At 67.0% G+C, this 13,636-nt stretch carries 10 protein-coding genes and 1 pseudogene; 7 read left to right on the top strand and 4 right to left on the bottom strand.

All coding sequences use genetic code 11. From position 1 onward, the window contains the following. Window positions 1-20: 20 nt before the first annotated feature. The 3 genes from GOAMI_RS12175 to GOAMI_RS12185 are packed head-to-tail and all read left to right on the top strand — an operon-like array spanning window position 21 to window position 2,100. Window positions 21-500, top strand: a complete 480-nt coding sequence (locus GOAMI_RS12175; protein WP_006436818.1) for an MTB12 C-terminal domain-containing protein — start codon at window positions 21-23, stop codon at window positions 498-500. Window positions 501-505: 5 nt separating this feature from the next. Continuing rightward, window positions 506-1,225 carry an ATP-binding cassette domain-containing protein gene (locus GOAMI_RS12180; RefSeq protein WP_006436819.1) on the top strand — a complete coding sequence of 240 codons (720 nt, stop codon included), beginning with the start codon at window positions 506-508 and terminating at the stop codon, window positions 1,223-1,225. Beyond that, window positions 1,222-2,100, top strand: a complete 879-nt coding sequence (locus tag GOAMI_RS12185) for a hypothetical protein (RefSeq protein ID WP_006436820.1) — start codon at window positions 1,222-1,224, stop codon at window positions 2,098-2,100. The genes GOAMI_RS12180 and GOAMI_RS12185 overlap by 4 nt, the downstream gene beginning before the upstream one ends. Here GOAMI_RS12185 and GOAMI_RS12190 read toward each other — a convergent pair. Further along, window positions 2,018-2,902: a DNA-3-methyladenine glycosylase family protein gene (locus GOAMI_RS12190; RefSeq protein WP_040004800.1), complete on the bottom strand. Its 885-nt coding sequence runs from the start codon at window positions 2,900-2,902 to the stop codon at window positions 2,018-2,020. The genes GOAMI_RS12185 and GOAMI_RS12190 overlap by 83 nt on opposite strands. A 219-nt stretch (window positions 2,903-3,121) precedes the next feature. Beyond that, window positions 3,122-4,360 (bottom strand): amidohydrolase family protein, encoded by a 1,239-nt coding sequence (locus GOAMI_RS12195; protein WP_006436822.1) that lies wholly within the window; start codon window positions 4,358-4,360, stop codon window positions 3,122-3,124. A gap of 486 nt (window positions 4,361-4,846) precedes the next feature. Here GOAMI_RS12195 and GOAMI_RS12200 point away from each other — a divergent pair. Further along, a pseudogene (locus GOAMI_RS12200) lies at window positions 4,847-5,907 on the top strand (linear amide C-N hydrolase). 150 nt (window positions 5,908-6,057) lie between these two features. On the opposite strand, the gene lpdA reads toward GOAMI_RS12200, so the two are convergent. Continuing rightward, window positions 6,058-7,443 carry a dihydrolipoyl dehydrogenase gene (gene lpdA / locus GOAMI_RS12205; protein ID WP_006436825.1) on the bottom strand — a complete coding sequence of 462 codons (1,386 nt, stop codon included), beginning with the start codon at window positions 7,441-7,443 and terminating at the stop codon, window positions 6,058-6,060. 120 nt (window positions 7,444-7,563) lie between these two features. Here lpdA and GOAMI_RS12210 point away from each other — a divergent pair, with 120 nt between their 5' ends. Together GOAMI_RS12210 and GOAMI_RS12215 are read left to right on the top strand one after the other, a co-directional pair. Then, window positions 7,564-8,157 carry a TetR/AcrR family transcriptional regulator gene (locus GOAMI_RS12210; RefSeq protein ID WP_006436826.1) on the top strand — a complete coding sequence of 198 codons (594 nt, stop codon included), beginning with the start codon at window positions 7,564-7,566 and terminating at the stop codon, window positions 8,155-8,157. A gap of 80 nt (window positions 8,158-8,237) precedes the next feature. Next, window positions 8,238-9,506, top strand: coding sequence for an NADH:flavin oxidoreductase (locus GOAMI_RS12215; RefSeq protein ID WP_006436827.1), 1,269 nt, complete (start codon window positions 8,238-8,240; stop codon window positions 9,504-9,506). Window positions 9,507-9,581: 75 nt separating this feature from the next. On the opposite strand, the gene GOAMI_RS12220 is transcribed toward GOAMI_RS12215, so the two are convergent. Beyond that, window positions 9,582-11,174: a serine hydrolase gene (locus GOAMI_RS12220; RefSeq protein ID WP_006436828.1), complete on the bottom strand. Its 1,593-nt coding sequence runs from the start codon at window positions 11,172-11,174 to the stop codon at window positions 9,582-9,584. A gap of 262 nt (window positions 11,175-11,436) precedes the next feature. Here GOAMI_RS12220 and GOAMI_RS12225 point away from each other — a divergent pair, with 262 nt between their 5' ends. Then, window positions 11,437-13,488: a prolyl oligopeptidase family serine peptidase gene (locus GOAMI_RS12225; protein ID WP_006436829.1), complete on the top strand. Its 2,052-nt coding sequence runs from the start codon at window positions 11,437-11,439 to the stop codon at window positions 13,486-13,488. The last annotated feature ends 148 nt before the right edge of the window (window positions 13,489-13,636 follow it).

Here is a 13,636-nt window from a genome sequence, read left to right on the forward strand (position 1 = left end):
GGACACAGGAGAACCACGTCATGCAGCTCATCCGGAGGATGACCATCGCCGCGCTCGCGACGCTCGTGGCCGTCATCGGGCTCGTATCGGCCACCGGCGGCGCCTCGGCCGCCAAGACCTTCCCGCCGAACTTCAAGGTCACCGCCGACCGTCCCACGCTCGCCGATCTCAACGACATCGTCGAGTTCCTGGTCGAGACGCCGGCGTCGGATCAGGCCAAGGCAGCCAACGTCGAGGGCGGCATGAACGCCGTGATCGTCCCGAAGACCGTGTACTCACTCGGCCTCTTCCGTGCGCCTCGTGGCTGGAACGACGTGACCGGCCCCCTGGTCCAGAAGGGCAACAGTGTCACCGCCACGCTCAACAGCGGCTCGGCCGGCCGTCCCACGATCCGCATGACGATCGAGTTCAAGAAGCTCGACGGCAACTGGAAGCTCGCGGCGAGCTCGCTGTGCCAGGGCGTCAAGACCGTCGGCCTGAACATCTACTGCAACAGCTGATCGGCGTGCTCGACATCAACGGCCTGTCCGTCCGAGTGGGCGGGCAGGCCGTTCTCGATGGGATCACCACTCATGTCGACGACGGTGAGCTCGTCTATCTGCTCGGCCGCAACGGCACCGGAAAGACCACGCTACTGCGGACCATCTGCGGTGTGATCCCGCCCTCTGCGGGACGAATCCTCTTCGACGGCAAGCGATTCGCCGAACTCGCCACACCATCGACGGTGATCGGTATGCACCTGGGCACCGACGGCGCCCATCCCGGACACACCGCCCGGCGCCACCTGACCTGGCTCGCCCGGGCCGGCGGGATCCCGACCGGCCGGGTGGCCGAGGTCCTCGACCTCGTCGGACTCTCCGACGTCGCCGACCGCCGGGTCGTCGACTACTCCCTGGGCATGCGGCAGCGGCTCGGGATCGCGACCGCGCTCCTGGGCGACGCCCGGACGCTCATCCTCGACGAGCCGGTCAACGGTCTCGACATCGACGGCATCCGTTGGCTCCGAGGCCTTCTCCGGGACCTCGCCGACGACGGCCGCCGCCTGCTCATCGCCTCTCACCACCTCGACGAGGTGGCCCGCACCGCCGACCGCGTCGTCGTCCTGGATTCCGGTCATGTCACCGCCGATGCGCCGCTGACCGAATTCATCGGTGGGCATGCGGATCTCGAGGAGGCATACCTCGCCGCGGCGGCCGGCCGGACACCCGCAGGAGTCACCCCATGACCACCACACTCGCGGCCGTGGTGGGCCAGATCCGTCGCGGCACCCGCGCCGAGCTCACCCGTGTCGGCGGTGCACGCAGCATTCTGCTCTACGGGCTGATCCCGGGAGCGGTACTTCTGCCCCTCGTCATCACTTTCGGCGTCGCCACCGTCGCCGAACGGTTCGCGTCGATCTCGGGCAGCATCCAGGTCACCTCGGTCACCACGACCAATTCGGTCTACTGGGTCATCACCTTCACCGTGATGATCTGGGCCGTGGTCGCCGCCTACGCCCAGGCGACCGCGGAGCGCGGTGCGCTGGGAGAGCTCGCCCGCCACCTCTACCCGCGGCGCTGGACCGGTCTGGTCTCCCGGTGGATCGCCTACGGCACTGGCGCCGCCCTGTGTAGCGCGGCACTGGTCGCGCTGGTCATGGCGATGCTGCCCACCTTCTTCCCGAAGGTCTACAGCGGGGTCGACATCGGTTCGGCGGAGGGGGTACGCTTCCTGATCGCGGTGCCGGTCTTCGCGGTGTTCGCGGTCGGGATCGGCATCGGACTCGCCGCGATCATCGGCCACCCCGCGGGAACCGTTGTGACACTGCTAGGTTGGGCGTACGTCATCGAGAACGCGATCAGCCTGGTGCCCGACGGTTATACGCTGCAGCAGTACATGCCCTTTCTCAACGGAACCTTCGGCACCGGACAGGAACTCGCGTTCATGCCGCCGTGGGGTCCCACCGGAGGACTCCTCTACTGCGGCGCGATCGCGCTGACCCTCGTCACCCTCGGATGCATCACGCTGACGCTCCGGGTCAGAAGGACCGGTAGTCGCGCACCGTCATCCGCGGTCCTCGCCGCTCTCGGCGGACGCCGTGCAGCTCGACCATCCGGATGATCCGACGCCGTTGTCCGGCATAGGGTTCCAGCAGTTCGAGCATGCCCGCGTCGTCGACCGGTTCGCCGATGAGGGTCATGCCCACCAGTGTCGGGATGTGATAGTCACCGACCGACACCGCGTCGGTGTCGCCGACCGCACGCGCACGCGTCTCCGCCTCGGTCCAGCGCCCCACGCCCCGTAGGAGCCGGAGCCGGTCGTGGTGGCGCTCCACGTCCATCACGGTCGCGCCGCGGATCGTGCGCATGCGCACCGGTTCGATGCCGCTCCGGTGCCACTCCCACGACGGGATGTCGGCCCACGCGGCCCGCGGCGGCGGCACACGCATCGTGTCGGGTACCGGACCGGGCGCCGGTTCGCCGAAGCGGCGCACCAGATATCGCCACGCGCGGAAGGCCTCGGCGCCGACCACCTTCTGCTCGAGGATCGCCGGTACGAGCGCCTCCCACACCCGGTCGGTCCGGCCGATGCGCAGGCCCACCGACCGCCGGACGAGTCCGGCGACCACGTCGTCGTGCACGGTCATCGCCTGCGGGTCGTCGGAGGCACCGAGGAAGTCCGGCAACTGCTCGAGCAGCCAGTCGGCTCCCGGACCCCATGCACGTCCCAGCACTCGGGAACCGTCGATTCGCAGGGTCTCGGTGCCCGGGCCGTCGGGGGTCTGTACAGCGCGCCAGATCGACCCGTCGCTGCCGTAGACGAACGTGGGGTCACCGGCTCCCCGTCGAAGATGACCGACAGTGCCCCGAACGTCGAGCGGCCACGGCAACTCCCACTCGCGGACACGTTCGACGACACTCACCGCTCCGAGCGTAGTCCGCACTTCCTAGGTCCGTTTCTCGCCGAATTCCGGAAAAGGACGGGATATGTGTGCGAAGAATTCATCGGCCATTCCGAACCGCCGGCCGTGAAAAGAGTGCCGGGATACGACGAGAGCCGGTGACCGAACTGGTCACCGGCTCTCGTCGATGCGTCACAGGAAGCGATTCAGCGCTTCCACGAGTTCACTCCCCGCGATCGATCAGAGTGCGTATCCGCCGCGGTTGGAGGCGATCTTGCCCTCCTTGAGGACCAGGAGGATGTTGTCGTGGTCGGCCAGCGAATCGATGGCGGCGAGCGGATCGCCCTTGACGACGACCACGTCGGCGAGCTTGCCCGGCTCCAGGGTGCCGAGGGTGTCGGCGACGTCGCAGAGCTCGGCGGAGGTGCGGGTGCCGGCGACGATGGCCTGCATCGGGGTCATGCCACCGAACTTCACCAGGCAGCCGAGCTCGCCGAGGGTCGCCCCGTGGTCGGGGACCAGACCGGCGTCGGTGCCCACGGCGACCTTGATCCCGGCCTCGATCGACGCCGCGATGGACTCGTGTGCCAGGTTGTGCCACTTCTCGGATTTGGCGACCGCCTGCGGGGTCGCGGTGTCGGGCTTGAGGGTCTCGATGAGGGTGGGCACCAGGTACTGACCGCGCTCGACCATCTCGGCGCGCAGTTCGTCGGTGAGGGCGTAGCCGTGTTCGATCGAATGCGCGCCACCCTGGACGGCGGCCTGGATCCCGGCGAGGCCGATGGCGTGAGCCGCGACCTTGCGACCGCCGTAGTTGTGGGCCTCTTCGACGAGGGCGGCGACGATCTCGGTGCGGGCACCCAGCCAGTCCGGGTCGTCGCTGGGAGAGGAGACACCGCCGCTGGAGGCGACCTTGACGACGTCGACACCGCTGCGCAACAGCTTGCGGACCTCGCGGCGCGCCTCGTCGACGGTGTCCACGAGGAGACCGCCGATCAGGCCGGTGCCGTCGAGGCCGGACGCGATGTGGAAGTCGGCGTGGCCACCGGTCTGGCTGAGCATCTTGTCGGCGACCAGGAGTCGCGGACCGGCGACGAGACCGTGGGCGACCGCGTCCCGAACGCCGACGTCGACGCCCATGAGGTCACGCACGGTGGTGACACCGGCGCCGATCGTGGTCTTGAGGCGGTCGATGAGCTCGAAGTAGCGGTACGACGGCCGGACCATCGCTGCGGAGATCGGTGAGCCCTTGGTGCCCGGCAGCGAGAGATGCACATGGCAGTCGAAGAATCCGGGAGTGACGGTGTTGCCCCCGACATCCACCTTCACCGGCTTCGCCGACTCGTCGATCTGCGGGGCACCAGCAGCCGCACCGGCGTAGGTGATCTTGCCGTCGTCGATCACGACAACCGCGTCGGCGATCGGGTCGGCTCCGGTCCCGTCGATCAGACGAGCATTGTGCAGGATGGTTGTGCTCATAACGTTTGGTTATACCGTGAATTCCGATCTTCCCGGGCATTCGCAATTCGATCCCGGAGAGGCCTGCGCGGACCTTTTGGAACGTGCGAATTCGATGGTGGACGCCGGAATCGCGGCGAACTCCCACGTCATCCGCTTCTGTGTCCCGTACCGATCTGTCCAGGCGTTCCGCAATCGGTGTCAGAGCAATCCGCACCTGCTCAAATTTGCCGCCCGAACCGCTTGTTGTGTCACGAAATTGCCGCCCTCGAGTCGGCTGCAATCGGGTGATCGGGGAAGCCCGGTCGCCGCCGGTGCGCGATCCCTTCCCGGGCGGACCGGAACAGTCCGCGCCGGGGTGCCGGCGCCTGCCGACCCAGCGTCAAGAATGCGCCGACTTCACTGTGCGGCAGAACATTCGAGATCCTCATGAGTATGCTCACCGGCGACGGACTCCGTCTGTGCGGAGACCGATCCCCATCGCGATGAGTTAGGCAGTGACAACGCATGTGCACACGAGTGATCTGGCCCGACGCCAACGGTTCGGTGCTGGTCGGCCGGAACATGGATTTCCACAAGGATCTGATGACCAACCTGTGGAAGCAACCACGCGGCGTGAAGCGCGACGACGGCGTCGAGGGTGAGCTGACCTGGACGTCGAAGTACGGCAGTGTGATCGCGGCGGCCTTCGACATCATCTCGGTCGATGGGCTCAACGAAGCCGGTCTGGCGGGACATGTGCTCTGGCTGGCCGAATCCACCTATGGCACCTACGACGGGTCGCGCACCGCGCTCAGCCAGGCCATCTGGTTGCAGTACTTCCTCGACAACTTCGCCACGGTCGCCGACGCCGTCGCGTGGGTGGAGGAAACCGACGTCCAGGTGGTGCAGATGGACGACCCGACCGGCGGCACCCCGCCCACCATCCACCTGGCGCTCGACGACGCCACCGGCGACTCGGCGATCATCGAGTACATCGACGGCCATCCGAAGGTCTACCACGATCCCTCCTACCGCGTGATGACCAATTCACCGACCTCGACAAGCAGCTCGAGCTGGTCAAGGAGATCCGTGGACTCGGCGGCGACAAACCCCTGCCGGGTTCCACCCTCGCCGCCGATCGATTCGCCCGCGCGTCGTACTACGTCGAACGTCTCGCCCAGCCGGACACCCAGCTCGAGGCCATCGCCGCGATCTTCAGCGTCATCCGTAACGCCGCGCAACCCTTCCGCATCCCGGACCCGGGCAAACCGGATGCGTCGCAGACCATCTGGCAGACGGTCACGGATCTGACGAACAAGCGTTTCGTCTACGAATCGACCACCCGCCCGAACATCGTGTGGGTCGACCTCGCCGATCTGGACTTCAGCGAGGGTTCGCCGCAACTCAAGCTCGACCTGTGCGACCGCCTGGCAGTCGAGGGCGGACTCGCCGGCAACGTCAGTGACAAGTTCGAGGACGACGGGCCGATGACCTTCCTGTCGTTGCAGATCCTCGAGAAGCTCGAGAAGGCCGCGGAGACGCAGAACAGCGAGACCCAGAACAGCCGGGCTCGGGCCGGGGAATAGTCACCCGCCCGGTTCCCGCCCACAGCACAGACCACAACGGCTGCCGCCGGCCCGCCCCTTTTCGGGATGGGACCGGCAGCAGCCGTTGTCTGTGGCCAGAGGTAGATCATGTGCCCGATCGCGCCGTGGCCGACCAACCCGACGCGCGGCTCACAGATTGATCATGTGCCCGATCGCGCCGTGGAACGTTTCCTGCAGCGCCTCCGACATCGTCGGATGCGTGTGCACGTTGCGTGCGAGCTCCTTGGCGGTGAGATCCCACTTGTGGGCCAGCGTCAGCTCGGGGAGAAGTTCAGAAACGCCGTCGCCCACCAGGTGTCCGCCGAGAAGTTCGTCGGTGTCGGCGTTGGTGACCAGCTTCGCGAAGCCGGTGGTCTCGCCGAGCCCCTGTGCCTTTCCGTTGGCGGTGAACGGGAACGTGGTGGCCTTCACGTTGTACCCCTCGTCCTCGGCCTGCGCCTCGGTGAGTCCGAAGGAGGCGACCTGCGGCTGGCAGAAGGTGGCTCGCGGGAGGAAACGGTAGTCACCCAGGGTCATCGTCTCGGCACCGGCGATGGTCTCGGCGGCGACGACGCCCTGCGCCTCGGCGACGTGGGCGAGCTGCAGCTTGGCGGTGACGTCACCGATGGCATAGATGCCGTCGACGTTGGTGCGCATGTAGTCGTCGATCGCGATGGCGCCGCGGTCGGTGAGCTCGACGCCGGTCTTCTCCAGACCGAAACCCTCGACGCGCGGGGCGAAGCCGACGGACATGAGGACCTTGTCGACGGTCAGCTCGCCGTCCTTGTCCTTCGCGTCCTTGTAGGTGACGGTGACGCTGTCGCCGTTGTCGGTGACCGACTGCACCTTGGTGGAGGTCAGCAGCTTGACGCCGAGCTTCTTGTATTCCTTGGCGACGGCCTTCGACGAGTCGGCGTCCTCGTTGGGCAGGACGCGGTCGAGGAACTCGACGATGGTGACGTCGACACCGTAGTTGGCGAGCACGTAGCCGAACTCCATGCCGATCGCACCCGCGCCGACGATGACGATGGACTCGGGCAGCTCACGGGTGAGGATCTGGGTCTCGTAGGTGACCACGTTCTCCGACAGTTCGACGCCCGGAAGCAGCTTCACGGTCGAGCCGGTGTCGATGATGACGTTGTCGAAGGTGATCTCCCGATCGCCGACCTTGATGGTCTTGGCATCGGTGAACACGCCATAACCGTCGATCTCGGTGATCTTGTTCTTCTTCATCAGGTAGTGGACGCCTTTGACGATGCCGTCCGAGACCTTGCGGCTGCGGTCGAACGCCGCGCCGAAGTCGAAGGACACGTCGCCACTCATGCCGAAGGTCTTGGCCTGGTGATTGAAGATGTGCGCGAGTTCGGCATTACGGAGCAACGCCTTGGACGGGATACATCCGACGTTGAGACACACACCGCCCCAGTACTTCTCCTCGATGACGGCGGTTTTCATGCCCAGCTGAGCCGCCCGGATCGCGGCTACGTACCCACCTGGACCTGCACCCAATACAACTGTTTGAAAGTGTTCAGCCACGCCTGCCACCCTACGTCCCGTCGATGGTCCGTCGCAGTCCGTCCCCACTACTCGCCGGTAACACCGCGACGGGTTCAATCACTGTTTGAAACGCTGTTTGATCTGTGGTTTCATCCCACTGTGACCCAGACCACCGATGCGGCGGCACCCGGGGCCGGATCGGCCGGTACCCGCGAGACCCTGCTCGCCGTCGCCGAACGGCTCTTCCTGGCCGACGGCTACGACAAGGTGTCCGTCCGCGCGATCTGCGCCGCCGCCGACGCCAACCCGGCGGCCGTGCACTACCACTTCGGAACCAAGGACGACCTGACGATCGCCCTGCTCGAATCCCGGCTGGCGCCGTGCTGGGCCGACGCCCTGGCGTCGATCGATCCCGAGACCGACTCGGTGCGTCACGTCGTCGACGTGCTGCTCGCACCGTTCGTCGAGCTCCAAGGCGATCCGACCGGTCACCTGCACCTGCGGCTGCTGTCACGGTTCGTCCTCAACCACCCGACGGTCGGCTGGACCGCCCGGTGGTTCGGCCTCGATCCGTTCGCCGACATCCTGCTGGACGCCATCCCCGGACTGCCCGCCGGCGCGGCACGCCGACGCTGGGCACTCGCCTTGCAGCTGATCCTCCTGCGCTTCGGCAGCACCGAGCCGCTCGACGCCAAAGCCGTCGCCGCCCTCGCGGAGTTCGTCACCGCGGGGCTGTCGGCGCCCCCTTCGTGACAGCCCTCCGCAAGCTCCGGGCTTCCTCAGGGAGCAGAAAGCCAGCCCACCCAAACCGACACCGATTGAGAGGAACCGACGTGGACAGCCCCGACGCCGGACCGTTCAGCCCAGCGCAGCTCGGCCCGCTCACCCTGCGGAACCGACTGATCAAATGCGCCACCTTCGAGGGCATGACGCCCGACGCCCTCGTCACCGACGAACTGATCGAGTTCCACCGCGAGGTCGCGGCCGGCGGTGTCGCGATGAGCACCGTCGCCTACTGCGCCGTCTCGCCGGAAGGTCGCACCGACCGTCACCAGATCTGGATGCGTCCCGAGGCGATGCCCGGTCTGCGCAAGCTGACCGACGCCATCCACTCCGAGGGCGCACTCGCCGCCGCCCAGCTCGGCCATGCCGGCGCGGTGGCCAACTCGGTGTCCAACCGCGCGAAGGCGTGGGGTCCGGGCCGCATCCCCGCACCGATGGGGATGTCGTTGACCCACACGGCATCTGTCGAGGACATCGCCGAGTTGCGGATCAAGTTCCGGCGGGCCGCCCGCATCGCCGTCGACTCCGGCTTCGACGGGCTCGAGATCCACTGCGGGCACAACTATCTCATCTCCAGCTTCCTGTCTCCCCTGCTCAACCATCGTCGCGACGGCTACGGCGGGAGCCTGGTCAACCGCGCACGCATCGCCCGCGAGGTCGTCGAGAGCGTGCGTGAGGAGGTCGGGAACGAGGCCGCGATCTGGGTGAAGCTCAACACCTACGACGGCGTGGGCAAGCCCGGCATCGAGCGGTCTCCGGAGGCACGGGCGAAGGGGCGCGCCAAGCTGAGCAGCTTCAACGTCGACGAGGCATGTCAGGTGGCGCAGCTGCTGGAGTCCGACGGCCATCTCGACGCCATCGAACCCACCGCGGGCAGCTCGCTGCTCAACCCGATGTACCTGTTCCACGGGGACGCCCCGCGCAAGGAGTTCGCCGACGCCTTCTCCGGCGCAATGAAATACGGGCTCAAGACTTTCGCACCGGTCTTCCTCAAGCGCTACCAATACCACGACGGCTATCTGCTGCCGCTCGCCCGCGAGCTGCGCAAGGCGGTCGACCTGCCCATGATCCTGCTCGGCGGCATCACCGACCGGGCGTCGATGGACATGGCGATGGCCGAGGGCTTCGAGTTCATGGCGATGGCCCGCGCGGTCCTGCGAGAACCCGATCTGCCGCTGCGGATCGCCGCGGACCCGTCGACGAAGTCGCGGTGCATCCACTGCAACCTCTGCATGCCGACGATCTACTCGCACACGCGGTGCCCGATCCGCACGGGCGAGGTTCCCGACCCGCTCGCCACCGCATCGCCGACGAGCTGACGCTCACGGCAGCTGTCGCAGATCGTGTCGCCGGTCGAACCGATCCGCGACAGCTGTTGCACGGTCGAACCCGTCTCACCTCCGCAGGAAGACCCCGTCGCTCTCCTCGTCGTCGTAGTACTCGACCGTCATCTTCGGACCGTCGAAGGTCACCTGCGAGATCGTGCCGATCTCGGCGTTCTCGTCGTGCAGGGTGAAGGTGAAGGTGTTGCGGTCCCAATGGGCGAGTTCGTGCTTGCGGACGCCGCCCGGACCCATTTCGAGGAACAGCTTGCCGTCCCGTTCGACGACCTCGGCCGGTCCGTACACAGCGTTCGCGTAGGTGCCCACGAACGTCGGCATCGGCTGTGACGGCGTGGTATTCGCCGGACGCTGCTTTCCGACGAGCACGCCGTTCGGCACGCTGAGGGGCGCATAGACCTTGGCATAGAGCTCGCGCCAGTCGCTGCGGATCTCGCCGAACTGCACGAGGTCCATGAACTCGGCGGCCAGCGCGTCCACCGCGCCGATGGGTGCGGCGTTGGACAGCACGACGATCGCCGTGTCCGCAGATGGCAGCATCGCGAACACGGTGCCTGCACCGGACGCGAACGCGCCGGCGTGGCTGAACTGGGTGCGGGCGTCGGCCGTCACGCCCACGTTGAAGCCGTAGCCGTAGAAACCGGCACGCGTGTCCGGGTTCGCCGGCGGACTCGACACGACCTGCGGCGACACCGCGGGCAGCAGTGCGTCCGGGGCGACGATCTCCGCGCCGTCGTGCTTGCCCTGCGCCAGAACCATCTTCAGCCAGGTGGCCATGTCGTTGACCGTCGAGCTGACCCCACCGGCCGGTGTCTGGGCGTCCGGGTCACGAGGGATGGTGGTCTTGGCCCACTTGCCGTCGATCTTGATGTGCCCGACGGCACGGTCGGTCCGCTTCTCGAAATCCGCGTAGCGGGAACTGGTGCTGGTCATGCCCAGTGGTCCGTAGATGAGATCCTGCGACAGCGTCGGCCAGTCCTTGCCCGCCTTCGCGGCAACCGCCTCACCGCCGGTGGTCACACCGAAGTTGGTGTAGGCGTAGCTGATCCGGAACGGGTCGAGAGGCATGAAGCGGAGCCGCTGGAGAACCTCGGTCCGCGAATAACCCATGTCCTCGAGTTTGTCGCCGGCGTGGTCCGGCAGTCCGGATCGGTGCGAGTACATGTCCCCGACGGTCACCGTGCGGGTGACGTACGGATCGGAGAGCGCGAACCAGGGCAGCCCGTCGACGATGGGCATGTCCCAGGCCACGGTCTTGTCGGTGACCGCCGCGCCGACCACCGTCGACCCGACGGATTTGGACACCGACGCGAGCTGAAAGACGGTGTCGGGATCGACCTTCTGCCCCGTGGTCACGTCCTTGACCCCGAATCCCTTCGCATACTTGGTCTCACCGCCCGACACCACCGCCACCGCCAGACCCGGCAATCCGGTCGACGACATCAGCGACTCGACGAGCCCGTCGAGCTGCCCGACGGCCTTGTCCACCGCGTCGGCCGGCAACGGCCTCGCGACGACGGCGTTCGGGTTCACCAACGCCGACGACCCCGACGGTTCGGTCGGCGGGGAGCCGGTACCGGAGGACCCGCTGTCACACGCGGCGACGAGGGCCACCACCGAGAGCGCCGAACAGACCGCCAACGGCACCCGCCCCCATCGGGGAGCATGTCGTCGCGGGAAACTGCCTGAGAAGCGGCCGCGAACACGGCCATGGCGCCGGACGGGGGCCGAATCGAAAGTGGGCATGCGGATCTCCTCATCCTCGCGCAGAGAAGATACCGCGTGGTGCGTCGCCAGGTCGCGATTCCCCAGTTCATCGGCACGATTTCGGCCGAGCGAGGCACAGACGTACCGCGGGCGGGCCCCGCAACACCCGCGACCGGCACCCGGCCCGCGTAAGTTTGACGCCATGACCGAGCAGGCCGACGCCATCTCCACCAGCATCGACGATCCCTTCCTCTGGCTCGAGGACGTCACCGGCGACGAGGCGCTGACGTGGGTGCGCTCCCACAACGAACCCACCGTCGAGACGCTCTCGTCGTCGGACCGCTTCCGCGACATGGAGGCGTCGGCCCTGGCGATCCTCGACACGGACGACCGCATCCCGTTCGTCCGGCGTCGCGGCGAGTTCCTCTACAACTTCTGGCGCGATGCGGCGAATCCTCGCGGGCTCTGGCGACGGACGACGCTGGAGTCCTACGTGACCGACGCGCCCGAATGGGAGATCATTCTCGACATCGACGTACTCGCTCGCACCGAGGACGAGAACTGGGTGTGGTCGGGCGCGACGGTGCTCCGGCCCGAGTACGAGCGCGCGCTGGTGTCGCTGTCCCGGGGTGGTGCCGACGCCAGCGTGATCCGCGAGTTCGACATCCCGTCGCGGCAGTGGATCACCGATGGCTTCACGTTGCCGGAGAACAAGTCGAATGTGCGCTGGATCGACCGCGACACCGTCTACGTGGGAACAGATTTCGGGGAACGGCCGGACGGTGTGGGCTCGCTGACCGACTCCGGCTATCCCCGCGTGGCCAAGCGCTGGTCGCGGGGTGCGCCGCTCGAGGACGCCATCACGGTCTTCGCCGGCGAGAAGAGCGACGTGTCGGTGCACGCGTCCTACGACGACACTCCCGGGTTCGAGCGGCACTTCGTCTCGCGTTCGACGGACTTCTTCAACTCCCTGTTGTTCGAACTGCGCGACGGCGAACCGGAACTGGTCGACGTCCCGACCGACGCTCACGCCGGGGTGCGGATGAACTGGCTGCTGGTGATGACGAGGTCGGAATGGGAGGTCGCCGGTACGACCCACGCGCCGGGCACCCTGCTCGCGTTCGACTACGACGACTACCGTGCCGGCGGCCGCGAGGCCGCGGTGCTGTTCATCCCGGACGCGCACACGAGCCTCGTCGACTATGCCTACACGCGTTCACATCTCATCATCGTGACGTTGCACGATGTGCACACCCGGGTCGAGGTGCGCGAGCTCGGCAGCTGGGAGGTCGTCGACTTCCCGGGCCTCCCGGACCTCGCCACCGTGTCGGTTCTCGACACCGATCCCGACGAGAGCGACGAGGTGTTCTGGATGGCGGCCTCGTTCACCGATCCGCCGAGTCTGCTGCACAGCGACGGCACCAGTCCTCGGGTCATCAAGCGCAGCCCGACGTTCTTCGACTCCGAATCGGTGATCGCCGAACAGTATTTCGCGACATCGGAGGACGGGACCCAGATCCCTTACTTCGTGATCCGCCGCCGGGACGTGACCACCGGCCCCACCTTGCTGTACGGCTACGGCGGTTTCGAGAACTCGCTCACCCCGAACTACCTGTCGATCTCCGGCAAGAACTGGATCGAACGCGGTGGCACCTACGTGATCGCGAACATCCGCGGCGGCGGCGAGTACGGACCCTCGTGGCACACGCAGGCCCAGAAGGCCGGACGCCACCTGGTGTACGAGGATTTCGCCGCCGTCGCCGGGGCTCTCGTCGACAGCGGACTCACCACCCCGGAACAGCTCGGCGCACAGGGGGGTTCCAACGGTGGACTCCTCATGGGCGTCATGCTCACCCGCTACCCGGAGCTCTTCGGCGCGTTGGTGTGCCAGGTCCCGCTGATCGACATGAAGCGCTACCACCTGTTGCTCGCAGGCGCGTCATGGGTTGCCGAGTACGGCGACCCCGACGATCCCGAGCAGTGGGAGTTCATGCAGCCGTTCTCGCCTTATCAGAACATCGATGCGGATGCCTCGTACCCGCCGATCCTCGTGACGACGTCCACCCGGGACGACCGCGTCCATCCCGGCCACGCCCGCAAACTGGTTGCGCGGCTGGAGGAGACGGGCCACGAGGTGATGTACTACGAGAACATCGAGGGCGGTCACGGCGGTGCCGCGGACAACAAGCAGGCCGCATTCAAGACCGCACTCGCCTTCGAGTTCCTGTGGCGGAAGCTGGCTCCCGAGTCCTGATGCATGAGGTGCGACAAGCGCATGACCACCCGCCGGTTCGTTCCAGAACTCTCTCACCGACGCCGGGAGGCACACCACACCCGTCCGCACCGACGCCGGACGGCCGGACAGCGGAGGGCACGCTGGTCATCGCCTCGACATTCGGCCG

This window comes from Gordonia amicalis NBRC 100051 = JCM 11271, assembly GCF_000332995.1.
Lineage (GTDB): Bacteria > Actinomycetota > Actinomycetes > Mycobacteriales > Mycobacteriaceae > Gordonia > Gordonia amicalis.